The sequence below is a fragment of the Maricaulis sp. genome, assembly GCF_030149235.1.
Lineage (GTDB): Bacteria > Pseudomonadota > Alphaproteobacteria > Caulobacterales > Maricaulaceae > Maricaulis.
Genome location: NZ_JASBRW010000024.1, coordinates 25,660 through 46,927, shown reverse-complemented (window position 1 = coordinate 46,927; position 21,268 = coordinate 25,660). Strand labels below are relative to the sequence as shown.

Below are 21,268 nucleotides of genomic sequence, written 5' to 3'. Positions count from 1 at the left end.
CGGCTGCGGCGCGGGGTTAATGGGGCAGGTGTTGAAGGCCTAACCGAAGAACACCGGCGCCAGCAGCACACCGATGACGCTGATCACCGCAATGGCCGCCAGGTTGATGCGGAAGCCGGTCTTGATCATCTGGCCCTGGGTGACGGCACCGGAGGCGTAGACAATGGCGTTCGGCGCCGTGGCGACCGGCAGCATGAAGGCGGTCGAGGCGGCGATCGCGACCGGGACGACGAGATGCTCCGGCGGCACGCCGGCATTGACTGCGAGGACGCCGAGCACCGGCAGGAAGGCCGTGGTGGTGGCGACGTTGGAGGTCACCTCGGTCAGAAAAACAACGACGGCGACCATGGCCAGGACCAGGAGCGGCGTCGGCCAGGTCTCCAGGAAGCTCATCTGACCGCCGAGCCAGTTGGCGAGGCCCGTTGAAGACAGGGCCGCGGCGAGCGAGAGGCCGCCGCCGAACAGGATGATGACATTCCAGGGCAGGCGCGACACGCCCTGCCAGTCCATCAGGGCCCGGCCCTGGCCTTCCTTGCCGCCGGCCGGGATGAGGAAGGCCAGAAGTGCGCCCATGACGGCGATCTGGGTGTTACCGAGGGCGAGGGTGATCGGCAGGTCGAGCCGGGTCGAAAGCCAGGCCAGGAGCGGATTCCAGCCCCAGTCCATGCCGGGCTGACCAATCAGCTCTCCGGGCAGGACCCGGCCCACCCACAAGATGGCAACGGTACCGAACAGCAGCGCAACGCGGAATTCCGGTGCCGTCATCGGGCCGAGCTTCTTGATTTCCGCCTGCAGATGCTCGCGCGCCGCGGCGCTTTCACTGCCCGATTTCAGCTTGAACACCCATTTGGTGATGATCAGCCAGGCGATGGGAATGATGACAATCACCACCGGCAGGCCGATCGCCATCCACTGGGCGAAATCGATCGAGCGGCCGAACTCGTTTTCCAGGTAACCGATACCGATAAGATTGGTCGGTGTCCCGACCGGCGTGGCCATGCCGCCGATGGAGGCGGCATAGGCGACCGCGAGGGCCAGCGCCGTGGCGAAACCGGCCGAGGTCGCGCCTTCGCGGTCCACTTCCTCGGCCACTTTGAGCGCGATCGGGATCATCATCAGCGTTGTCGCCGTGTTGGAGATCCACATGGAGAGCAGGGCCGAGGCGACCATGAAACCACCCACCAGGGCGGCCGGTCGCGAGCCGAATGTCTTCACCACATTAAGCGCGATACGGGCGTGCAGATTCCATTTCTCGATCGCCAGGGCGACGATGAACCCGCCCAGCAAAAGCATGACGATGGGGCTGGCATAGGGTGCGGTGGCAGCGCCGGTCGAGGTAATGCCCAGCAGCGGGAAGAGGGCGATGGGCACCAGCGCCGTGGCGGCGATCGGCAGCGCTTCGGTGGCCCACCAGCTCGCCATCATCAGGCCGAGCGAGGCCAGCAGCCAGGCTTCAGCGGACAATCCTTCCGGGCGCGGCAGGAGCTGTAGTCCGACCGCGAGCACCAGACCTAGGATCAAACCGATCCGCTGACTGAGCGTGCCTGTCACAATATCGGGGGCTTAGGCGTTCGGGTCTTCACTGGAACCGGCACGCACAAAGCGGCGGTCGCAATAGGGGCATTCCACGAAATCGCCCTCGCCCATTTCCAGGAAAACCTTGGGATGGCCGAGCGCGCCGCCGCCGCCATCACAGGCGATACGATGCTCTGAAGTGACGATGATTTCCGACGGCGGAATGGAATTGGCAGCTTCAGCCATGGACAAGCCCTCATGGACAGGACGAAAAGAGGACCCTAACTATGGCGCCAACCCCGTGCCCGTCAATCGCGAGCCGACATGTCCGACACATTGAAACTGCCTGATTTCGCCCTTGAAGCCATCGATCTGCGCAAGACCTATGCCGGATCGGCCAAGGCGCCGCCGAAAGAGGCCCTCAGGGGTATCGATCTGAAAATCCCGCGTGGCTCGATTTTCGGGCTGCTGGGGCCCAATGGTGCGGGCAAGTCGACCTTCATCAATGTCTTTGCCGGCCTGGTGAAGAAAACCTCGGGCACGGTCCGGACCTGGGGCATTGATATCGACAAGGACAGTCGAGCCGCGCGCGCGGCGATCGGCATCGTTCCCCAGGAAATCAATATGGACGTGTTCTTCACGCCCTATGAGACCCTGGAACTGATCGCCGGGTTCTACGGCGTGCCGAAGGCCGAACGCCGCACCGAGGAATTGCTCGAAGCGGTCGGGCTGATGGACAAGCGCGACGCCTATGTGCGCCAGCTTTCCGGCGGTATGAAGCGCCGCCTTCTGGTGGCCAAGGCCATGGTCCACGCGCCCCCCGTTCTGGTGCTGGACGAGCCGACAGCTGGTGTTGATATCGAACTGCGCCGGCAGCTCTGGGAGTATGTGCGTGAATTGCATGCTCGCGGCACCACGATTGTCCTTACCACCCACTATCTGGAAGAAGCCCAGGAGCTGTGCGACCAGATCGCCATCATCGACCAGGGTCAGGTCGTCGCCTGCGAGCCCAAGGAACAGCTCCTCAAGCGCATGGACAAGAAGACGCTGGTGATCGAGCCGGTTGAAGCCCTCAATGCCGTTCCCGGCGAGCTCAGCGAGTACGAGGCAGAAATCCGCGAAGATGGCGCCCTGGCCATCACCTATCGCTATGGCCAGCAATCCGTGGCGGACATGATCGAGAAATTCCGGGCCTCGGGCGGCCGCATTGATGATCTGCGGACCGAGGAGCCGGACCTGGAAGATGTCTTCCTGGCGCTGACCTACAATCGGCAAGACTGACGGTTTTCCGGCTCGGGTGAAAGTGGGACAGCCAGGAGCCCAATCCCGTAATCCTTGCCCGATTTCCGGCACAGTTTGACGCCAGTCTCGCCCTGCCCTGAAAGGGCAAGATGCAAGCTGGGAGGACAGATCATGATGATGGCAATTCGACGCTTTTTCGCACTCGCCGTGGCGGTGCCGATCTTTCTCGCGCTGACCTGGTTCTTCGGCATCTACGCCCAGCCGCAAGGCGCTGCGGGTGCCGGCTTTGCCTTCACCCTGATCGCCGTTAGCGCTGTCTTCTCCGTTATTGTCTACGCCTGGCTGATGCGGCCGGGTCCGAAAGTGCGCTTCCGCAATCGCGGTGTCGAAGGTTTTGACAAGGACTGGGGTATGGGGCTGACCGGCTATGGCGCCAAACAGGGCGGCAAACGCCGCCGCGATGACGACCCCGATCCGGACAGTCTGGGTGGCCGCCGCGGTTCCGGCGATGTGGACGGCGACGGTGATGCGGACGGGCTATACTAGGCCGTCTCCTCGCTGGCGACAAAACCCTCCCAGCTCGCCATATAGTCGATAAAGGCCGGGCCCAGGCCTTCCGCCTTGAGATGTTCCCGGCTGACCGGCAGCGCCGCCGGCTCGAAACCGGCATCGGCCTGCATCTGGCGCGGGAAGTCATGGTGCAGGATGCCGCTGCGGCCCAGCACCACGAAGTCGAGCCCTCCATCCAGCGCCCGGCATACATCCGCGGCCGTCGAGATCTTTCCGGCCGCGCCGAGGCGGACCTGGCCGCGATCAAGCGCCGTGAAGTGCTTGAGCAGGGGCTTGTCCTTGAAACCCTCTTCCTCGGGTGTCTTGAAAGTGTCCCAGAGCGACAGGTCGAGATAATCAATGGCCTGGCCGGCAAACAGGCGCTCGACGATCTCGAGGATCTCGCCCAGTTGCATGCCGAAACGTTCCGGTGACAGGCGCACACCGAGGCTGAAATCCGGACCGCATTCAGCCCGCACGCGCTCGATCAGGTCGAACAGAATGCGGCTGCGGTTTTTCAGCGAACCGCCATATTTATCGTCGCGCTGATTAATCATCGGGCTGATGAATTGGCCCAAGATATAGCCATGCGCGCCGTGCAGCTCGACGCCATGGAAGCCGGCTTGCTCGGCCCGTTTGGCGGCAGCGACGAAATCATCCTTGAGCGCCTCGACCTCGTCCGTGCTCAGCCCCTTGGCGCCGTGTTTCTCATTATCCGAGGGGCATTCCGGCGGACCGTCGATGAATTCGGCCGGGGTGCGCATACCGGCATGGTGTAATTGCACGATGGAGTGAGCACCGGCCGCATTGAGGGCCGAGGCCAGACGGGTCAGGCCCTCGAGATGGTGATCACCCCAGATGCCGAGCTGGCCGGGAAAGCCGATACCGCGCTCGCGCACATGGCTGGCACAGGTCGACACCGCCCCGAACCCGCCCTCGGCACGCTTGGTCAGCCAGGTGAACTCATCATCGGAGAGCGTGCCGTCCTTGTGGCTTTGCAGATTGGTCAGCGGCGCCAGCATGAAGCGGTTGGACCAGTCCGGCCCATGGGCCAGGGAGAGCGGGGAGAAGGGATCGGTCATGAGAACTCCGGCGATCTGGGGGAGGGCCAAACTGGACCGCACCTTGGCAAACCCGCCCCGCCGCCGTCCAGCACCGGACGCGGCTGAGCTGCGCCACAGCGGCAAAACCGCCGCCCGCCGCGATTGCACCCGCCCCCCGCATCAGGTAACAGTCCTCGTTCAACGCACCTATAGCTCAGCTGGATAGAGCGCTGCCCTCCGAAGGCAGAGGTCTCAGGTTCGAATCCTGATAGGTGCGCCATCCTTTCCATTGTTCCCGCTCCGCTCGACCCGAGCCTGATGCCGCTGTCGGCGTTGGGGTCGATGCTCACATGGAACGCGCTCAAGGCTGAAGAGTTCGAACCTAATCCCGCAAGGTGCGCCACTTTCTTGATCTCACGTTTGTTCGCCCCGCGAACCGCTCCGATGGGGCGACCTGGCCGGCCGACGCGCGGTCGCGCTTGCGAACCCGATGGGTTCGACGTGCCTCCGCCGAGGTGCGCCATTTCCCTGTCCCGTTGAGTGCCGGGATCGATCTTACGACAATTCGCCTCGCCCATCCCTCCAGCAATCGCCCTGAACGGCCGGCGCACCGCTCGGCGGGTATTAGCGCTTGGCGGATAGTTCCTCCGACAAGGGTTTGAATGGCTTGAGCGAGAAGATCATCTCGACTGGCAGGCCGAAGAACTCCGACAGGGTCAGCGCCAGTTCGAGCGAGGCGTTGTAATTGCCACGCTCCAGATAGCCGATGGTCTGGAAATTGACCCCCACAGCTTCGGCCAGCTCTTTGCGTGACAGGCCGCGTTCGGTGCGCAGGACGGCGATGCGGTTATGGACTTTAGTTCCCATGATCATCTTCATCTTCGCCGAGGGGCGGGATCGACCAGGCCATGAGTGCGGTCGGAAGGGCAGCGCCGGTCAGGCCGATAAAGGACAGGCTGACGAACATGAAACGCGCGGTCTTGAGCGCGTCTTCCGGAGCAAGCTCATCCCCGAGAACCAGGCCTTCGATGGTAACGCCGATCAGCATGCCGATCAGGACCAGCAGGCTGAAGGCGGTTCTTGTCGCAGCAATCCGCGCCTGTTCCAGAACAGCTGCGTCAGTCTGCTTGATCCAGGGTTTCAGATTGAGGGCGCGCTGGATGTAGTCACCCTGCAGCCACCGTATGCAGGAATAGGCGAGTACTACGACCCAGGAAAATACCATCAGCTGGACCCCCGCACTGTCGGGGCCGCCGCCATGAATGCCCCAGAGGATAATTCCTGCCGCATGGATCGTCATGCAGAGGGGGGCGACGAGCCGTGCAAACCAAAGGGCAATGGGGGGCATGTTCAATCCTCCACAGAATGTGTTGACCTAATCACCAGAATGTTATACATGTACAACATACCAAGTAACAAAAACAACATATCGTACGGTTTTGGAAAGGGCAAATCCCATGAAATTCAACCTCCCGAACGCTTTTGACAGGCATGACAACACCCGGACAAAATCTGGCTGCGCGACCTGTGTCGCCCTGATAGCTGGGTTGATGGGCTCGACGGCGGCCCTCGCCGAGGATGTGCAGGCCGACCCGTCTCCAGCGATTGACGCGCCGGCCATGTACAAGGTCACCGATGAGAATACGACGCTGTATCTCTACGGCACCTTCCACCTGCTTCCTTCGGCGGTGCAGTGGCACTCGGACGCCTATGCAGAGGCGATGGCGGCCTCACCGCGGACGATTGTCGAGGCGGATGTTCAGAGCCCGCAAGCGCAGGCGCAAATCCAGGCTCTGATCCCGCAGCTGGGACTTAACCAGGCCGGTGTCACTTTGAGCGATACCCTGGGTGAAGAGCGTGCCGCGCGTTTTGAAACCGCCCTGGCCCACTACGGTGTACCGCTGGCCGCGCTGGAACAGATGCGTCCCTGGTTGGCGTCGCTGAGCTTGGCGCAGATTGCCTATTCCCAGGCCGGGTTTGATCCGGCTTCCGGGGTCGAGACCAGCGTTCTGGCCCAGGCCGCAGAAGAGGGTGACACTTTGGGCTATCTGGAGACGGCTACGTTCCAGCTGGAAACCCTGGCCGGTCTGGATGAGGCGGAATTGCTCGCCAGCTTCGACCTCGGACTCGAGGACATCATTGCCATGGATGAGATGATCCAGAATGGCGTTGAGGCCTGGCGTACCGGCAATGTCCAGCGACTTGACGATGTCCTGGTCGCCGAGGCCCGGACGACAGCGCCGGGAATGTTCGAGGCGGTTTTCGCTGGCCGTAATCGAAACTGGGTGGACCAGATCGAAATCTTCCTGGCGGAAGACCAGGACGCCTTTATCGCTGTCGGTGCGGGTCATTTGGTCGGCAAGGACAGCGTGATCGACATGCTGGTCGAGCGTGGCATCAGCGTCGAGCGTATCCAGTAATCAATCGCGGGCCTGATTGCCGGCGCATAGAGCTTCAAGGTGCCGGCGGTCTTTTCTCTCCAATATGGATTTGAGCATGCAGAATGAGTTTCAAGACCTTTTCAAGTCGCGCGCTGTGCAGCTGAGCGCGCTCGGTATTTTTGCCTTCATCGTCGGCGTTTTCCTTTACGCCGTGGTGTCCGGATAACTGGAGGTTATTGTGCTAGCAGAACTCTGGAATGATTTTTGGTGGGCGGTCGTTCTCTTCGTCATTCTCGTCGCAGGCGGTGGAATCGGCTTCAGTCGCAAGAAGACGGATCAGGAGGACGAATAATGTCCAAATCTGTTTGGGGCTGGATTGCTCTCATCCTGTCAATTGCCGGTGTCTACACACTCATTGATGGGCTCACAGAGAGTGCGATGATGACCGCGAGCGGCAATCAAGTCGCAGACGGGGCGGTCGTCCTGGTTCTCGCGGCCGGGGCTGTGGCCCGGTGGTGGACAGCAAGTCCAAAGTCCGGGTGGGGCGAGCGGTAAAAGGTCTTTTTTCAACATCAAATCAACGCTCTAGCCGATTACGTAAAATTGTTCCTATCACCTAAACCGGACATCAATTCCGTTTCGGTAATATCCCAATACTGAAAACAACACGACCTCCGGGAAACGGGGGCGGTGGGCCAAGTAAAAAGCGCCTCAACAAGAAAAACGGGAGGATGCGCGATGAAGATGAATTCCTGGGTCAAAGCCTTTGCCTTGAGCGGTCTGATGCTGTCGGGCCTGGCTGGTGCGCCGGTGCTGGCGATGCAAGATCAGCGTGAGCCGGTGCGTGTGTCGGCGCCGGACTATCCGCGTAGTGCGGAGCGCCGCGGTATCGAAGGCTATGTTGTGATTGCCTATGACATCGACGAGAGCGGCGATGTGGTTGAGCCGACTGTCGCCGAAGCCGAGCCGGCCGGTGTGTTCGATCGTGCGGCCATTCGTGCGGTGAGCTCCTGGCGTTTCGCCGAGGCCGCAACGACGACGACCGGTCACCAGACACGGCTGAATTTCACCTTGCAGGACTGATTGCCGGGATTGGCGAGGCAGGCTTTGCGGGGTGCGGCCAGCGAGCCTCTCGCCTAATGCGCGAAGCGGGCTAGACTGGGCGCCGACCTCTTCTAGCCGCGAGCGCTTTTCATGACCGAGATTAATTCCGACGCACCGATCCTCGTGACCGGTGCGACCGGCTATCTGGCCGGTGTCATCATCCAGCAATTGCTGGACAAGGGACACACGGTCCACGCCGCTGTGCGGGACCCGGCCAAGACGGACAAGCTGCAATATCTCGACGCCATTGCAGACGCCTCGCCCGGCTCAATCCATTATTTCAAGGCTGATCTGACCACGCCGGGCTCCTATGCCGAGGGCATGGCGGGCTGCGAGCTCGTCATCCACACCGCTTCGCCCTTCACCCTCGCGGTGGCTGATCCGCAGAAGGACCTGGTCGACCCGGCTGTCGATGGCACGGCCAATGTGCTGACCAGTGCCAATGAGACCGACAGTGTCAAACGCATTGTGCTGACATCCAGCTGTGCCGCGATCTATGGCGACAATGCCGATATCGCCTCCATGCCGGAGAAGAAGCTGACGGAGGCGGTCTGGAACACCTCCTCTTCGCTCAAGCATAATCCCTATTCCCTGTCCAAGACGCTGGCCGAGAAAAAGGCCTGGGAGATCGCCGAGGCACAGGCGCGCTGGGATCTGGTCACCATCAACCCGTCCTTCATTCTCGGACCGGGGATCAATCCCAACCTCACCGGGGAAAGCTATTCCACCATTGTCCAGTTCGGTGATGGCACCATGGCGGCCGGTGTACCGGACTTCCGTATCGGTGTGGTTGATGTTCGTGATGTGGCCGCGGCCCATGTGCTGGCCGGCTTCACCCCGTCGGCCAACGGACGGCACATCCTCTCCGGCCATAACAGCGGCTTCCCGGAAATGTCGAAGATACTGCGCGAGCATCTCGGTGACCGTTTCGGATTCGGGAAATCCATTCTGCCGAAATTCCTCGTCTGGCTGGTCGGGCCGATGCTCAATCCGGGTCTGACCCGCAAGACGGTGAGCCGCAATGTCGGCATCGATTTTATTGCCGATCATTCCAAGAGTGTGCGCGAACTGGGTGTCAGCTACCGGCCGCTGGAAGAGACGATGATCGATTTCTTCCAGCACCTGGTCGACAACGGACGGGTCAAGCCCAAGAGCTGACCTGTCAGGCCAGACACCAAACCCCGGTACAAACGCCGAAAAAGAGCTGCATGGCCAGATCCATCAGCCCGGTCACGACGAGCAGCGGCAGGCCGACATAAAGAAACACCAGCCAGATCGCCATCAAGGTGAGGCGTGGCTCGGTGATCTTGTGACCCATGACGGTTTCCGCCTTGCGGCCGAAGGGAAGGGACAGCATGCGATTGTGCTCCCGGCAGGCTCGTGGATAGTGGATATCAAAGCTGATTCGAGCCTGCGGGGCGAAATGCGTCTCTCCTTCGATATTGATCGCGCGACCTGGGATGCCGAGCTGAGGCGTCATCCGGCGGCCTTGCAGCAGGACTGGAATTACGGTGAAGCCCTGGTCGAACTGGGGGCGGATGTGCGCCGGGTCTCGATTGAGGATGACCAGGGCCGATTGGCACTGGCGCAAATCACCGTGCGCAAATTCGCCGGCCTTCTGACTCTGGCGGTGTGCACGCGCGGACCGGTCTGGTTGCGCGAGCTTGATGCCGGGCAAAAGGGCCAGGTAATCAGACTCATCAAGCGGTCGCTGGGGCTGTCCTGGCCCCGTGTCACCCTGATGACGCCGGATGATGTTGTCCCGCCAGCCGGGCTGTCCCGGGTGATGACGGGTTATTCGACTGTGCTGCTCGATCTGAACCAGGACCTGACCACCTTGAGGGCCGGCTTCGATGGCAAATGGCGCAACCGTCTCAATGCGGCGGAAAAATCCGGGCTGAAATCGGCGCAGAACAGTGTCAAGCTGGCGCAATACCGCTGGCTGTTGCAGACCGAGGAAGGTCAGCGCGAGGAGCGCGGCTACAAGGCGACGCCGGCTGCCCTTGTGCCTGCTTTCCAGACCGCGACCGGTGACCGCGACAGCCTCCTGATCCTGCGTGCTGACCAGGGCCGCGAGAAAATCGCCGCCATGATGTTTCTGATCCATGGCTGTTCGGCGACCTATCATATCGGCTGGAACAGCGAGACCGGCCGCAAGCTGGGCGCACATAACCTCCTGCTCTGGCAGGCGCTCGACGAACTCAAAAACCGTGGTGTTGTTCAGTTTGATCTCGGCGGGGTCAACACCACCCAGGGCGCCGGCCTGGCGCGGTTCAAGATCGGAACCGGTGGTGAGGTCGTGACCTATTGCGGAACCTATTTCTAGGCGGGGGCAAAGCATGCGGTGGATTATGGGACTGGTGGCGGGGCTGGCCCTCATGGGGTGCCAGGCGCCGACCAATAACGGCGAGGACAGCGCTGACATCATCACCATCTATGGTGAAATCGCCACGGTCGACCGCGGCGCGATGGACCCGCTGACCGAGCCCTTGTTCAACACGTTCGGTATCGAGTTCGATGCCGCCTGCGTCATCAATACGGCCGCGCTTTTGACCCTGGAACAACACGCGGTGCGGGCCGACTTCCCCGCTGGTCACAGCGTGCGTAACTTCTCTGGTCCGCTCCTGCGTGATGTCCTCGCCATTGCCGTACCGACCGGACAGGTGCTGGTGATCACATCGGTCGACGGCTATCAGCGCGAGATCGCGCTGCAGCGAATCTATGATCACGACGTCATCCTGGCCATACGCATGGAGGGCGACCCGCTGCCCATGGGCGGTTTCGGGCCGGCCATGCTGGTCTGGCCGCGCCGGGATGACCCGGCGCTGACCGGTATGAATGATGATGACTGGTCCTGGGGCGTCATCGCCATTGAAGTGCGCTAGGTCTAGTCGACGCGCCAATTGGCGATGACCCGGCCATCGGGCATATGCAAATCGAGACGGTCGAAGCCGTTTTCGCCTTCGATGAAGACGAGGCGATATCGATCATCATCCTCCAGCATAAAGCGATGATTGCCCAGCGGGACCAGGGCGACCGGGTTGCTGCCTTCGCGGAGATAATACAGGCGCCCGTCTTCCATGAAGGTGTCGCGGACACCCCAGTCGGCCGCATAGCGGCGCAACTGGCGGGTCGATAGCTCGACCGGGTTGCGCTGCGCTTCAAGCGCTTCAATCGCCAAGCTGAGGCTGTTCGCGATGCCGGGGTCTTCGTTGTCTGCGGCCAGCTGGGCGTAAAGATGCAGGCGCGCTTCGATCAGCGCGTCGTCGGCCTCGACGGCGATATCGGGCGTCACGCCTGTGCCCTCCCAATTGGTTCCGGTGATCGGGTTGCGGGCCGAGCCGGTCGAAATGAAGATGGCAAAGCCCTCTTCGGCCAGAAAGGTCTGACCCGGATTGCCGGCGCCATAGGTGGTCTCACCAATGATTGTTGCGCGCTCCATCGCCTGCAGGTGATAGGGGAAGGCCTCGCCGGCCGAGCCGGAGCGACTACTCGTCAGAACCACCAGCGGAACATCCGGGCGATGCCCGGCCGGGTGGCTGGCGAGTGACCAGAGCTGATTGGGGTAGTCATAGTCGCGCGACACGAAGGTGTTGATCAGCGTGTCTCCGCCGGCGGGCAGGAAATGGCTGGTCAGGAATTGCACCATGGATGGATGGCCGCCGCCATTCTGGCGCAGGTCGAAAATCACGCCATCGGTGTTGGCCACGAAGTTCAGGGCAGCGCTGGCCGTATCCATGGCCGGCTCGATCGGGGCGAACTGGTCGAGTTTGATATAGCCGATATTGCCGGGAAGGATGGAGACCTCGGCGAAACCGAAATTCTGCCGCGCCAGCGGCGCCCAGCGCCGCTGGATTTCCTCCGCCGAGGGCGGGCCGCCTTCGCGCCGCTGTTCGCGCCGGGCCATGGCCTCTGCGACCCGTTCGGCGCCGACATAGCGAACCGAGAAGTGATTGTCCTGTTCAGCCAGATCTGCGCCAACTGCAGAGGCGAAGGCCTCGGCGCTGTCCTGCTGATAGGCGCCTGCCGCATGGGCGCCGCGTAGATTATCCGCAATCTCGGCGGCGCGTTCGGCATCATAGAATTCGTCGGCGATGAGCGTGGCCAGGCTGTCGACGGCGCTGTCGCGCGTTTCCGGCGCCAGCGGGGTTTGTGCCAGGGCGGGCAGTGCCAGCATGGCGGCACTCAACGCCGCAGCAAAACGATTCAACATCTCATGTCCCTCTTAGTTCCTGAGTGCGCAAAATCGCGCGCAGGCCCCCGCGGGTTCAAGTGAATAAGCGGATAGTCGCTGGACAGGCTGAGGTAAGCTCGCCTTCAGGTTGGCAGAGGCGAAAACTGTCACGAAAACGCATAAAAGCCTTTCAGCGGGCCGCCGTACTTCATAAGGTGCGCACAGTTTTTTGGATTGGGGAGTGTAATGGACGGCTTCTTTGACGCTGCGACTACGGTCAGCGATTTCCTCTGGGGGGGGACCTGGGGTGATCAGCGCATCCTGCCCGTAGGCATTATCACCATCGCCCTTCTGGGCACGGGTCTCATCTTCATGCTGCGCCTTGGCTTCCGGCCGCTGCGCCGCCTTTTCCCGGCTTTCGGCGAGCTGTGGTCTGGCCGCAAAGGCGGCGGCGAGGGTGAGATCACGCCCTGGCAGGCCCTCTCTACGGCCCTGTCCGGTCAGGTCGGCACGGGTAACCTCGCCGGTGTGGCAACCGCCATCACCCTGGGTGGCCCGGGCGCGATCTTCTGGATGTGGATCACCGCCCTCTTTGGCATGGCCGCGGCCTATGCCGAGTCCAGCCTCGCGGTCCGCTACCGTGAGAAACACCCGGACGGCCACTTCCACGGTGGTCCGATGTATTACATCAAGAACGGCCTCGGTAAGCATTGGGGCTGGCTCGCCGTTCTCTTCTGTATCGGTACGATTTTCTCTGCTGTCGGTACCGGCGGCATGATCCAGGCCAATTCCATCACCCAGTCTGCTGTCGAGGCGGGCCGTTCGATGGGCGTTGCCGTGCCCAATTGGAGCGTTGGTCTCGTGATCGGTGCGCTGGTCTTCATCGTGATCATTGGCGGCATCAAGTCGATCGGTAGCGTGGCTGGCAAGATCATCCCGTTCATGGCCGGCGCCTATATCCTCGCCGCCCTGTTCGTGATCATCACCCACATCGAGTTCATCCCGAACGCCTTCATGCTGATCATCGGCGGCGCCTTCGGCTGGGAGCAGGCCGGCGGCGGTCTGGCCGGCTATGGTGTCCTCGCGGCGATCCGTGCCGGTGTGGCGCGCGGTCTGTTCTCCAACGAGGCCGGCCAGGGTTCTGCCCCGATTGCCCACGCGGCTGCGCAGACCAAGAACCCGGTCAAACAGGGCGAGATCGCCATGCTCGGCGTGTTCATCGACACCATGATCATCTGTACCATGACGGCGCTGGTGATCCTGGTTGTGCAGGGTGCTTACCCGTCCGGTGACGGTGCCACGGTGGATTATGCCTGGCAGTCGACCACGCTCGAGGCGTCCGCCATTACCACGGCGGCCTTTGCCGAGGGCATGATGTATGGTGCCTGGGTGATCCTGGCGGCGCAGGCCCTGTTCGCCTTCACCACGATTATCGGCTGGTCCTACTATGCCGAGCAGTGCCTGACCTACATCACCGGCGACTGGGCAGCCAAGCCGTTCCGCTTCGTCTGGGTGGGTGTGGCTTTCGCGGGCACGCTGATTACCAATGTGACGGGGCTCTGGCGCTTCGGCGATATTGCCAACGCGTCCATGCTGTTGCCGAACGTGGTGGCACTGCTGCTGCTGTCAGGCGCCGTGGTGGCCTACACCAAACGCTTCGACAAGACCGGCGAACTGCCGCCGAACTGGGCGGGCGATGTCTGGGGCACGCAAGAGTCGACGGAGGAAGAACTCCAGTCCGGCCATGCCAATGCCGAGGGCGAAGCGACGACCAAGGACGACTAGGTCCGGTTGTTTCGACCAAGGAAAAGCCCCGCCGGATCCGGCGGGGCTTTTTCTTTGGTCTAACCCAATGGCGTGGGGGCGAGCTAGAGCCGTTTTCCAACGAAGAGCGAGAAGGACATGCCGATCAGGATGCCGATCATGTCCGCCACAACATCAGCCCAGCTGGCCGTACGTCCGACCATGTCAGTGGCCTGGACCAGTTCGATGAACAAGCCAAAGCCCATCAACAAGACGGTTTGCAGCACATGGGCGCGGCCGGGCCAGCCAATCCGCATCAGCACGGTCAGGGTGAAGAACGCGGCGATATGCTCGAGCTTGTCAAAGCCGAGAATATCCGGACGCATGGCGAGGCCGGGTTGAAACGCCAGGTCGAGCACGAGCGCGCTGGTGGTCACAAACAGGACACGGCCAGCCCATCGCAGTCCCGCATCTGGACGGCGGGCTTGAGTGTTTTTAGGTTCCGTCGACATCAAACAGGACCGGGCTCCAAATGACGCATTTCCTTGACGATCTCGACACTTTGACGACACCGCGCACGGACTGGACGCGTGCAACGGCAGGCGAGATCTATCGCGCACCGTTTAACGATTTGATCTTTGCTGCTCAGAGCGTGCACAGACGGTGCCACAAGGCCAATGAGGTCCAGACCAGCCAGCTGTTATCGATCAAGACAGGTGGTTGTGCCGAGGATTGCGGATATTGCAATCAGTCAGCTCATTTCGACACCGGGTTGAAAGCGTCCAAGCTGATGCCGTTGGATGACGTGCTTGAGGCGGCGGAGAAGGCCAAGGCCGGCGGTGCCACCCGCTTCTGTATGGGCGCGGCCTGGCGCGACCTGAAAACCCGCGATGAAGACGCGATCTGCGACATGATCTCCGGCGTCAAGGCGATGGGCATGGAGACCTGTGTCACGCTCGGCATGCTGTCTGACGGTCAGGCGGAAAAGCTGCGCGAGGCGGGGCTGGATTACTATAATCATAATCTCGATACGGCGCCGGAAGACTATGGCCGGGTGATCTCGACCCGCACCTATCAGGACCGTATCGACACGCTCGACCGCGTGCGTGGTGCCGGTATCCATGTCTGCACCGGCGGTATTGTCGGTATGGGCGAGGATGAGGCGGCCCGTATCGGCCTGCTGACCGAGCTGGCGTCAATGGATCCGCATCCGGAAAGCGTGCCGATCAATCACCTGGTTGCCGTGCCGGGCACGCCGCTGGGAGACAGCAAGCCGCTCGACGGCATTGATTTCGTGCGCACCATCGCCACGGCGCGTATCCTGATGCCGAAATCCATGGTCCGCCTGTCGGCCGGCCGCGAGGGTATGAGCAAGGAGTTGCAGGCGCTGTGCTTCCTGGCCGGGGCCAATTCGATCTTCGTCGGCGAGGAATTGCTGACCACGCCGAACCCGGAAAAGCACGAGGATTTCGACCTGTTCAAGACGCTCGGCATCGAGCCGATGCAATTGCCGGCGGAATAGGGAGTGAGGCTGATGGACAAGCTAGGTGCACGGGCGGTTGTCGCGCAGCTCAGCGGCTGGGAGGCTGTTGAAGGCCGTGACGCCATCCGCAAGGTCTACAAGTTCGCCGATTTCAACGAAGCCTGGGGTTTCATGAACCGGGTCGCGCTGAAGGCCGAGCAGATGGATCACCATCCCGAGTGGTTCAATGTCTACAACACGGTGGATGTGACCTTGGCGACCCATGATGCCGGAGGCGTGACCCAGCTCGATCTCGACCTGGCCAAATTCATGGATGCGCTGTCCTAGGGGCTTAAACCCTAGTCGGAATGGATGATGATCATGCCGAGCAGGACTTCGGCGCCGTCCTGGCCCAGGGTCATGTCGGTCGCTTCCTGCAGTAGTGCAGCGATGCGGTCCGCGTCCGGCACCTCGCCATACTGGAAGTAATTCCCGGTATAGACGCTCATTGCGGTGACATAGGCATTGCGCAAGCGCGGCATGTAGCGTTCGACGCGGCGGCGAAGCCGAGAATCCTCGACCTCGAGACCGGCTTCGATCTGCAGGATGCCGCGGGCACGGCGATTGGCTTGCACGGTTGCCGTCAGCGGCGGCAGGGGCATATAGCTGTCCGATGAGGTGATATTCCGGTGACGCGGATCATCGCTTCCGCTATCGGACGCCGGTGGGGCCAGCGCGGCAGCCGGCAGGGCGCCTGCCGTCAGGGCCAGCGCCAGGGCGCAAAGAGTAGAACGCAACATCATCATGCACCCGGTCTAGCACGCACCCGTAAAGGAAGCGTTGGCGTTGTGGCCGGTATCGTGTCTCAAGCCGCGTGCAGGTTGGTAATCTGGACCCAGCCCTTGCGCCTGCTTTCCAGCTCGCTGAAGCGCTCGGCGCAGATGCGGTCAATTGCGGCGTGAAGAAACCATTCGCCGTCTCGACTTCGCATGGGGGTGTAGACGCCATGCCAATGGTCCGTCACGCCTTCATACTCGGAGCGCCAGATTGCATCGACGGCTTCGACATGGCCGGAAAAAATCCCGCTCTCCTTGATAATTGAAAGGAGTTGACGTCCTTGGGTACTGATCTGGGTGTCGACCAGATCGCCCTCCTCGACATTGGTGAAACGGGGGTGGCTGCGCATGCCCGCGCTGAGCGCGACATAGCGGACATCGTCCGCATCCGGGCGAATGATGCAGGTCATCAGTGGAGAGACCCGCACGCTCTTGAGGGCGAAGTCGATCACATCGAGATAGGAAGGATCGGAGAGCAGGGCGCGGATGCGGTTTTCCAGGCCGGATTTGGGGTCTGCACTACCCCCTTCAATGCGGGAAACATAAGCCTGGCTGACATGCAGCAGATCTGCCAGGGCCTCCTGTTTCAGCCCCGTCCGGCGCCGGAAGGCCCTCATTTCTGCACCCCAATTCATCGCCTCTCCCCCGAGCGAACATGATTTCGACCATACGTTACAGGGGCTTGGGCTGTATTCAAGCGGCTGATGCTGAAGCGCTGGCGCATTTTTTATCGGCCTCGCCCCGTCCTAAGGCGGCGCGCAGCGCAAGTGCTGGACGCTGGCCGGTCAGGCGGGCTAGAACCGGGTAACTATCGTGCAGCAAGGACCTCCGCATGTCTTTCGTCGACAGCCTGCTCTATTTTATCAGTGCCTATATCCTCAACTTCCTGGTCTGGATCATCATCATTGGCGTGGTGATGAGCTGGCTGATCAATTTCAATGTGATCAATACACACAACCAGTTTGTCGCAACGATCTGGCGGATCACCAATGCGATCACAGAGCCGCTGGTGAGCCCCATCCGGCGTTTCGTGCCGCCGATCGGTGGCATTGATTTTTCTGCCCTGATCCTCCTGTTCGGCATCTATTTCCTGCAGGTCGTGATCATTCCGGCACTGGCGCGCGCTTTTTAAGGCACCACCGCATATTCAGGCACAAGCTTAGGGACAGGGCGAATGAGTGCTGAAATCATCGACGGCAAGGCCGTCGCCGCTGAAATCGATGTGCGGGCGGGTGAGGCTGGTGCCGAGCTGGCCCGAAAGCTTGGGCGCGCCCCCTGTCTGGCCGTTGTGCTGATCGGTGAGGACCCTGCAAGCCAGGTCTATGTGCGCAATAAGGTGCGCCGGACCGAAGCGGCCGGACTGACCTCGATTGAAATCCGCAAGCCGGCGGATGTCAGCGAGGCCGAGACGATCGAGATTGTCCGGACCCTCAATGCCAACCCCGAGGTTGATGGCATTCTGGTTCAATTGCCCCTGCCCGATCATATCGATGCCAATGCCGTGATCGAGACCATTGATCCGGACAAGGATGTCGATGGCCTGACCGAGGCCAGCGCCGGGCGTCTGGTTCTGGGAAAGCGCGGACTGCGCCCCTGTACGCCGACCGGCTGTGTTGACCTAGCCAAGCGGGCGCTTGGCGATCTGTCTGGCAAGTCTGTCGTCGTCATCGGCCGCTCCATCCTGGTGGGCAAGCCGGCGGCTCTCCTATTCCTTGAACAGAACGCCACCGTCACCATTGCCCATTCGCGCACGGCCGACCTGCCGGGACTGGCGCGTACGGCGGATATCCTGGTTCCCGCTGTTGGGCGTCCTGAAATGGTTCGCGGCGACTGGGTCAAGCCGGGCGCCTGTGTGCTTGATGTCGGGATTAACCGGATCGATGCGCCGGAGCGCGGAGAAGGCAAGACCCGTCTTGTCGGGGATGCGGCATTCGATGAGATCGTGGGTCATGCCGGCTGGATTACGCCTGTCCCTGGCGGCATCGGTCCGATGACGATCGCCATGCTGTTACGCAACACCGTACTCGCCGCTGCCTTGCGCAACGGGCTCGAAATTCCCACAGGTTCATAAAGCGTCGAACTTTCCTCCCGCTGTAAACAGTTCGATAACGCAACACTCATATCATATGAGTGAGGGAGGAGATCATGCCGGGACAGGCGCTCAAAGTGCTGCATGTCGAAGACGACTTTGCTGACGCGATGCTGGTTCAGCATGCGGTCTGTGAAGCCGGGGATTTCGATATTTCCTTTGAGGTGGCTCGGACGTTGAAAGACGCCAAGCGCAAGCTCTCCCGTGAGCAATATGATCTGGTTCTGCTGGATTTGCGCCTGCCCGACAGTGCGCATCCGATCGACACCCTGGAAACCGCGCAGGATTGTATTGGCGAGACGCCGCTCCTGGTGCTTTCCGGTTCCATCGCGGTCGACAATGTCCACCTGCCGGAGGATATCGCCCGGCTCGACAAGAATGTGAGCTTCCGTTGCAAAAAGGGTGAGGCGCCCGTGCATCTGGCGAGCCTGATCCGCGATGCCGCGGAATCTGCGGATATCCAGACGATTTAAGCGGTTTTTCGCTTTCCTTGCCGGACTGGCTCAGTCACCATCACCCCAATCCAAACCAAGCGGAGAGCCATCATGCGCAGCGCTCATGAGATCGATTACAAAATCGTCGGCGAAGACATCCAGTTCGTGGAAGTCGAGCTCGACCCGGGCGAAAGCGTGATCGCTGAGGCTGGCTCGATGATGTACAAGACGCCGGCCGTCGAGATGGACGCCATCATGGGTGATGGCTCGGAGAAGCATAAAGGGTTTCTCGGCGCCCTCGCCGGTGCCGGCAAGCGCATTCTGACCGGCGAAAGCCTGTTCATGACCATCTTCACCCATCAGGGGCAGGGCAAGGCACACACGGCTTTCGCGGCACCTTTCCCGGGGACGATCATCCCGGTCCACCTTCCCGATGTCGGCGGCGAGCTGATCTGTCAGAAAGACAGTTTCCTGTGCGCTGCCAAAGGGGTTGCCGTCGGGATTGCGCTACAGAAGCGCATCATGACCGGCCTGTTCGGCGGTGAGGGTTTCATCATGCAGCGCCTGGAGGGCGATGGCTGGTGTTTCGTCCATGCCGGCGGCACGCTGATCGAGCGCGAGCTGGCAGCCGGTGAGGAAATCCATGTCGATACCGGTTGCGTCGTGGCCTATACGGCGAGCGTCGATTTCGAGATCGAGCGGGCGGGCAATATCAAGTCGATGATCTTCGGCGGGGAGGGTGTGTTCTTCGCCCATCTGAAAGGTCCTGGAAAAGTCTGGCTCCAGTCGATGCCGTTCTCACGCCTCGCGGGCCGCATCCTGGCTAATGTCCCCGTCGCTGGCTCCGGCCAGGGCGAGGGCTCCGTGCTGGGGCCGATCGGCGATATCATGCGCGGCAGCTGATCTGCGACGATCATGCAGTTGACAGTCATTCGCAGGAGGCGCATAAAGATGAGACTGAGATTGGTTCGCATCTGACGCGTGACTGCCAAGCATGTATATCTGCATCTGCAATGCCCTTCGTGAGAAAGACCTGAAATCCGCGGCTTCCGCGCCGGACGTGCGTTCTGCGGCCTGTGTCTTCAAGCGTTGCGATGCCCGTCCGCAATGTGGCCGCTGCATCCCGGATGTCGCGGAAATCGTCTCGTCAGTTGAAATCCGGCGCGCTGGCGAAGGCGATAGCGCAGCTTAGTCTGCGAGCGATTTCCACTTGCAAAGAAAAGTGTTGGCGCTGTCTCAGAACGCCCTAATTTAGCGCGCGCAGCAGTTGTGAAAGGCGTGCGATTATGAAGGGCGATCCCAAAGTCATCGAGTATCTCAACGGCGCACTCAAGCTCGAGCTGGCCGCAGTGAACCAGTATTTCCTGCATGCGCGCATGTTCAAGGACTGGGGCCTCGGCAAGATCGCCGACATCGAATACGACGAATCGATCGATGAGATGAAGCATGCCGATGCGCTGATTGAGCGTATTCTCTTTCTCGAGGGTCTGCCGAATGTCCAGGACCTGGCCAAGATCTATATCGGCGAGACCCTGAAAGAGTGCCTGGAAGCTGACCTCAAGGTCGAGCAGCGGGCCCACCCTTATTACATCGAGGCTGTGGCCTATTGCGAAGAGGTCAAGGACTTCGTCACGCGCAAGCTCTTCTCCGATATTCTAGCCAGCGAGGAAGAGCATATCGACTTCCTCGAGACCCAGCTGGGCCTGATCGATAAGATCGGCGAAGAGCGCTACATGCAGTCCCAGATGAAGCCGGGCGAACACGGCTAGCGTTGCGCCGCTGCCGGTCCCAGATCGGCAGCTGATGGCGGCGGCAGGGCGATCTGAGCCAGGACGGGCCGGTGGTCGGCATAACCATCGGCCTCACGTCGGCAGTAATTCTCTTCCAGGAAGGCCAGTTGCGAGATTGCATTCCATTGCTTCGCGGCGCCCGCAAGGAAGACAAAATCGAGCATATTCTGATAGCGCGGATTGCACTGCGTACCCGTGATCGGGCAATTGTCATTGGCCATGCAGATCGGCTGCGGCCAGGACGCGACACCACCGCGGGCAAAGATTGAGAACGCACGATTGCCACCCTGCCTCGCGCCCCGGAAGTCGAAGTCGAAGTTGAAGTCACCGAGCGCGATGATGGCGAGGTCCTCATTGGCTTCGATCCATTCGCGAAGGCGGCGGGACTGGCCTTGGCGGACGGTTTCATTGCCGCGGTTGAAGTGAACATTGACGAACGCCAGTTCCTGCCCGCTCCAGTTCGTCGCGGTCATCAGGAGCGGCCACCGTGAACCGCCGATTTCTTCTAGTTCGACGATAGACACATCCTGGAAAGCGGCTTCCAGATAGATGAAAGCCAGGTGATCGCCCCATTCATGGCCGCGTGTGCCCAGCTGGCCGACATAGCTATGACCGGTTGCCTCATTGAGGGCTGAGACAAACAAATCCAGCGTTTCCTGATCCTCGACCTCCTGCAGTGCCCACAAATGCAGGGGCGCAATCCGAGTCAGGTCGGTCGCCACGAGTTCCGGCCTTGTGTCCACATCGCTCTCGACATTGAAAGTTGCCAGGCTCAAGCTCTGAGCCCAAGCGGTGCTGCCCCAGATAAGGCAAAGTGCCGTGAGGAAAATACGCATGATGAAAGTCCTGATCTTGCCCTGGACCTTCCCCTACTATGGATGCTCGGAATTGCAATAAGCGATTCAA

General features: G+C 61.2%; 28 protein-coding genes and 1 tRNA gene. 18 read left to right on the top strand and 11 right to left on the bottom strand.

Translation table 11 applies throughout. The features are described 5' to 3' along the window. Positions 1-39: 39 nt before the first annotated feature. Together Q1V51_RS03885 and Q1V51_RS03880 are read right to left on the bottom strand one after the other, a co-directional pair. Positions 40-1,521 (bottom strand): SLC13 family permease, encoded by a 1,482-nt coding sequence (locus tag Q1V51_RS03885; protein ID WP_300553122.1) that lies wholly within the window; start codon positions 1,519-1,521, stop codon positions 40-42. Positions 1,522-1,563: 42 nt separating this feature from the next. Then, positions 1,564-1,761, bottom strand: coding sequence for a zinc-finger domain-containing protein (locus Q1V51_RS03880; RefSeq protein ID WP_300553119.1), 198 nt, complete (start codon positions 1,759-1,761; stop codon positions 1,564-1,566). Between the two features lie 78 nt (positions 1,762-1,839). On the opposite strand from Q1V51_RS03880, the gene Q1V51_RS03875 reads away from it, so the two are divergent. Both Q1V51_RS03875 and Q1V51_RS03870 read left to right on the top strand, forming a co-directional pair. After that, a complete protein-coding gene (locus Q1V51_RS03875) occupies positions 1,840-2,796 on the top strand; it encodes an ABC transporter ATP-binding protein (protein WP_300553116.1) in 957 nt (318 codons plus the stop codon). Between the two features lie 132 nt (positions 2,797-2,928). Beyond that, a complete protein-coding gene (locus Q1V51_RS03870; RefSeq protein ID WP_300553113.1) occupies positions 2,929-3,303 on the top strand; it encodes a hypothetical protein in 375 nt (124 codons plus the stop codon). Here Q1V51_RS03870 and Q1V51_RS03865 read toward each other — a convergent pair. Beyond that, positions 3,300-4,388 carry an NADH:flavin oxidoreductase gene (locus Q1V51_RS03865; RefSeq protein WP_300553111.1) on the bottom strand — a complete coding sequence of 363 codons (1,089 nt, stop codon included), beginning with the start codon at positions 4,386-4,388 and terminating at the stop codon, positions 3,300-3,302. The genes Q1V51_RS03870 and Q1V51_RS03865 overlap by 4 nt on opposite strands. 164 nt (positions 4,389-4,552) lie before the next feature. Here Q1V51_RS03865 and Q1V51_RS03860 point away from each other — a divergent pair. Further along, positions 4,553-4,629, top strand: a tRNA-Arg gene (locus Q1V51_RS03860). 344 nt (positions 4,630-4,973) lie between these two features. Here the strand turns inward: Q1V51_RS03860 and Q1V51_RS03855 are convergent. Together Q1V51_RS03855 and Q1V51_RS03850 are read right to left on the bottom strand one after the other, a co-directional pair. Then, on the bottom strand, positions 4,974-5,216 hold the full coding sequence (locus Q1V51_RS03855) for a helix-turn-helix transcriptional regulator (RefSeq protein ID WP_300553108.1): 243 nt from the start codon (positions 5,214-5,216) through the stop codon (positions 4,974-4,976). Continuing rightward, complete coding sequence (locus Q1V51_RS03850) at positions 5,206-5,697, bottom strand: hypothetical protein (protein ID WP_300553106.1); 492 nt, start codon at positions 5,695-5,697, stop codon at positions 5,206-5,208. The genes Q1V51_RS03855 and Q1V51_RS03850 overlap by 11 nt, the downstream gene beginning before the upstream one ends. 109 nt (positions 5,698-5,806) lie before the next feature. On the opposite strand from Q1V51_RS03850, the gene Q1V51_RS03845 reads away from it, so the two are divergent. From Q1V51_RS03845 to Q1V51_RS03830, 4 genes are all read left to right on the top strand, one after another. Beyond that, positions 5,807-6,769: a TraB/GumN family protein gene (locus Q1V51_RS03845; protein ID WP_300553103.1), complete on the top strand. Its 963-nt coding sequence runs from the start codon at positions 5,807-5,809 to the stop codon at positions 6,767-6,769. Positions 6,770-7,081: 312 nt separating this feature from the next. Next, on the top strand, positions 7,082-7,285 hold the full coding sequence (locus Q1V51_RS03840; protein ID WP_300553100.1) for a hypothetical protein: 204 nt from the start codon (positions 7,082-7,084) through the stop codon (positions 7,283-7,285). A gap of 183 nt (positions 7,286-7,468) precedes the next feature. Further along, a complete protein-coding gene (locus tag Q1V51_RS03835) occupies positions 7,469-7,813 on the top strand; it encodes an energy transducer TonB (protein ID WP_300553097.1) in 345 nt (114 codons plus the stop codon). A gap of 111 nt (positions 7,814-7,924) precedes the next feature. Next, the gene (locus tag Q1V51_RS03830; RefSeq protein WP_300553094.1) at positions 7,925-8,992 is read left to right on the top strand and encodes an NAD-dependent epimerase/dehydratase family protein; all 1,068 of its coding nucleotides are present in this window, start codon (positions 7,925-7,927) and stop codon (positions 8,990-8,992) included. A gap of 4 nt (positions 8,993-8,996) precedes the next feature. On the opposite strand, the gene Q1V51_RS03825 is transcribed toward Q1V51_RS03830, so the two are convergent. Further along, positions 8,997-9,191 (bottom strand): hypothetical protein, encoded by a 195-nt coding sequence (locus tag Q1V51_RS03825; RefSeq protein WP_300553091.1) that lies wholly within the window; start codon positions 9,189-9,191, stop codon positions 8,997-8,999. 30 nt (positions 9,192-9,221) lie between these two features. On the opposite strand from Q1V51_RS03825, the gene Q1V51_RS03820 reads away from it, so the two are divergent. Together Q1V51_RS03820 and Q1V51_RS03815 are read left to right on the top strand one after the other, a co-directional pair. Beyond that, the gene (locus Q1V51_RS03820; RefSeq protein ID WP_300553087.1) at positions 9,222-10,160 is read left to right on the top strand and encodes a peptidoglycan bridge formation glycyltransferase FemA/FemB family protein; all 939 of its coding nucleotides are present in this window, start codon (positions 9,222-9,224) and stop codon (positions 10,158-10,160) included. A gap of 13 nt (positions 10,161-10,173) precedes the next feature. Further along, positions 10,174-10,719, top strand: a complete 546-nt coding sequence (locus tag Q1V51_RS03815) for a molybdopterin-dependent oxidoreductase (RefSeq protein WP_300553084.1) — start codon at positions 10,174-10,176, stop codon at positions 10,717-10,719. Positions 10,720-10,721: 2 nt separating this feature from the next. On the opposite strand, the gene Q1V51_RS03810 is transcribed toward Q1V51_RS03815, so the two are convergent. Continuing rightward, the gene (locus tag Q1V51_RS03810; RefSeq protein ID WP_300553082.1) at positions 10,722-12,047 is read right to left on the bottom strand and encodes a S41 family peptidase; all 1,326 of its coding nucleotides are present in this window, start codon (positions 12,045-12,047) and stop codon (positions 10,722-10,724) included. A 207-nt stretch (positions 12,048-12,254) separates the two neighbouring features. On the opposite strand from Q1V51_RS03810, the gene Q1V51_RS03805 reads away from it, so the two are divergent. Further along, a complete protein-coding gene (locus tag Q1V51_RS03805; protein WP_300553079.1) occupies positions 12,255-13,793 on the top strand; it encodes an alanine/glycine:cation symporter family protein in 1,539 nt (512 codons plus the stop codon). A gap of 83 nt (positions 13,794-13,876) precedes the next feature. Here Q1V51_RS03805 and Q1V51_RS03800 read toward each other — a convergent pair whose 3' ends face one another. Next, positions 13,877-14,188: a VanZ family protein gene (locus Q1V51_RS03800; protein ID WP_300553074.1), complete on the bottom strand. Its 312-nt coding sequence runs from the start codon at positions 14,186-14,188 to the stop codon at positions 13,877-13,879. A 95-nt stretch (positions 14,189-14,283) separates the two neighbouring features. Between Q1V51_RS03800 and bioB the strand changes: the two genes are divergently transcribed. Both bioB and Q1V51_RS03790 read left to right on the top strand, forming a co-directional pair. Further along, positions 14,284-15,273, top strand: a complete 990-nt coding sequence (gene bioB, locus Q1V51_RS03795) for a biotin synthase BioB (RefSeq protein WP_300553071.1) — start codon at positions 14,284-14,286, stop codon at positions 15,271-15,273. 12 nt (positions 15,274-15,285) lie between these two features. Continuing rightward, positions 15,286-15,561 carry a 4a-hydroxytetrahydrobiopterin dehydratase gene (locus Q1V51_RS03790; protein ID WP_300553068.1) on the top strand — a complete coding sequence of 92 codons (276 nt, stop codon included), beginning with the start codon at positions 15,286-15,288 and terminating at the stop codon, positions 15,559-15,561. A gap of 11 nt (positions 15,562-15,572) precedes the next feature. On the opposite strand, the gene Q1V51_RS03785 is transcribed toward Q1V51_RS03790, so the two are convergent. Together Q1V51_RS03785 and Q1V51_RS03780 are read right to left on the bottom strand one after the other, a co-directional pair. After that, the gene (locus tag Q1V51_RS03785; protein ID WP_300553065.1) at positions 15,573-16,013 is read right to left on the bottom strand and encodes a hypothetical protein; all 441 of its coding nucleotides are present in this window, start codon (positions 16,011-16,013) and stop codon (positions 15,573-15,575) included. A gap of 65 nt (positions 16,014-16,078) precedes the next feature. Beyond that, positions 16,079-16,684: a helix-turn-helix domain-containing protein gene (locus tag Q1V51_RS03780; protein ID WP_300553063.1), complete on the bottom strand. Its 606-nt coding sequence runs from the start codon at positions 16,682-16,684 to the stop codon at positions 16,079-16,081. 197 nt (positions 16,685-16,881) lie between these two features. Between Q1V51_RS03780 and Q1V51_RS03775 the strand changes: the two genes are divergently transcribed. From Q1V51_RS03775 to bfr, 6 genes are all read left to right on the top strand, one after another. Then, positions 16,882-17,181 carry a YggT family protein gene (locus tag Q1V51_RS03775; RefSeq protein ID WP_300553060.1) on the top strand — a complete coding sequence of 100 codons (300 nt, stop codon included), beginning with the start codon at positions 16,882-16,884 and terminating at the stop codon, positions 17,179-17,181. Positions 17,182-17,223: 42 nt separating this feature from the next. After that, positions 17,224-18,120 carry a bifunctional methylenetetrahydrofolate dehydrogenase/methenyltetrahydrofolate cyclohydrolase FolD gene (gene folD, locus Q1V51_RS03770; RefSeq protein ID WP_300553057.1) on the top strand — a complete coding sequence of 299 codons (897 nt, stop codon included), beginning with the start codon at positions 17,224-17,226 and terminating at the stop codon, positions 18,118-18,120. Positions 18,121-18,194: 74 nt separating this feature from the next. After that, a complete protein-coding gene (locus Q1V51_RS03765; protein WP_300553054.1) occupies positions 18,195-18,611 on the top strand; it encodes a response regulator in 417 nt (138 codons plus the stop codon). Between the two features lie 72 nt (positions 18,612-18,683). Further along, positions 18,684-19,475: a TIGR00266 family protein gene (locus Q1V51_RS03760; RefSeq protein ID WP_300553051.1), complete on the top strand. Its 792-nt coding sequence runs from the start codon at positions 18,684-18,686 to the stop codon at positions 19,473-19,475. Positions 19,476-19,566: 91 nt separating this feature from the next. After that, on the top strand, positions 19,567-19,764 hold the full coding sequence (locus Q1V51_RS03755) for a (2Fe-2S)-binding protein (protein ID WP_300553048.1): 198 nt from the start codon (positions 19,567-19,569) through the stop codon (positions 19,762-19,764). Between the two features lie 94 nt (positions 19,765-19,858). Then, positions 19,859-20,341, top strand: a complete 483-nt coding sequence (gene bfr, locus Q1V51_RS03750; RefSeq protein WP_300553045.1) for a bacterioferritin — start codon at positions 19,859-19,861, stop codon at positions 20,339-20,341. On the opposite strand, the gene Q1V51_RS03745 is transcribed toward bfr, so the two are convergent. Next, positions 20,338-21,198: an endonuclease/exonuclease/phosphatase family protein gene (locus tag Q1V51_RS03745; RefSeq protein ID WP_300553042.1), complete on the bottom strand. Its 861-nt coding sequence runs from the start codon at positions 21,196-21,198 to the stop codon at positions 20,338-20,340. The genes bfr and Q1V51_RS03745 overlap by 4 nt on opposite strands. Between the last annotated feature and the right edge of the window lie 70 nt (positions 21,199-21,268).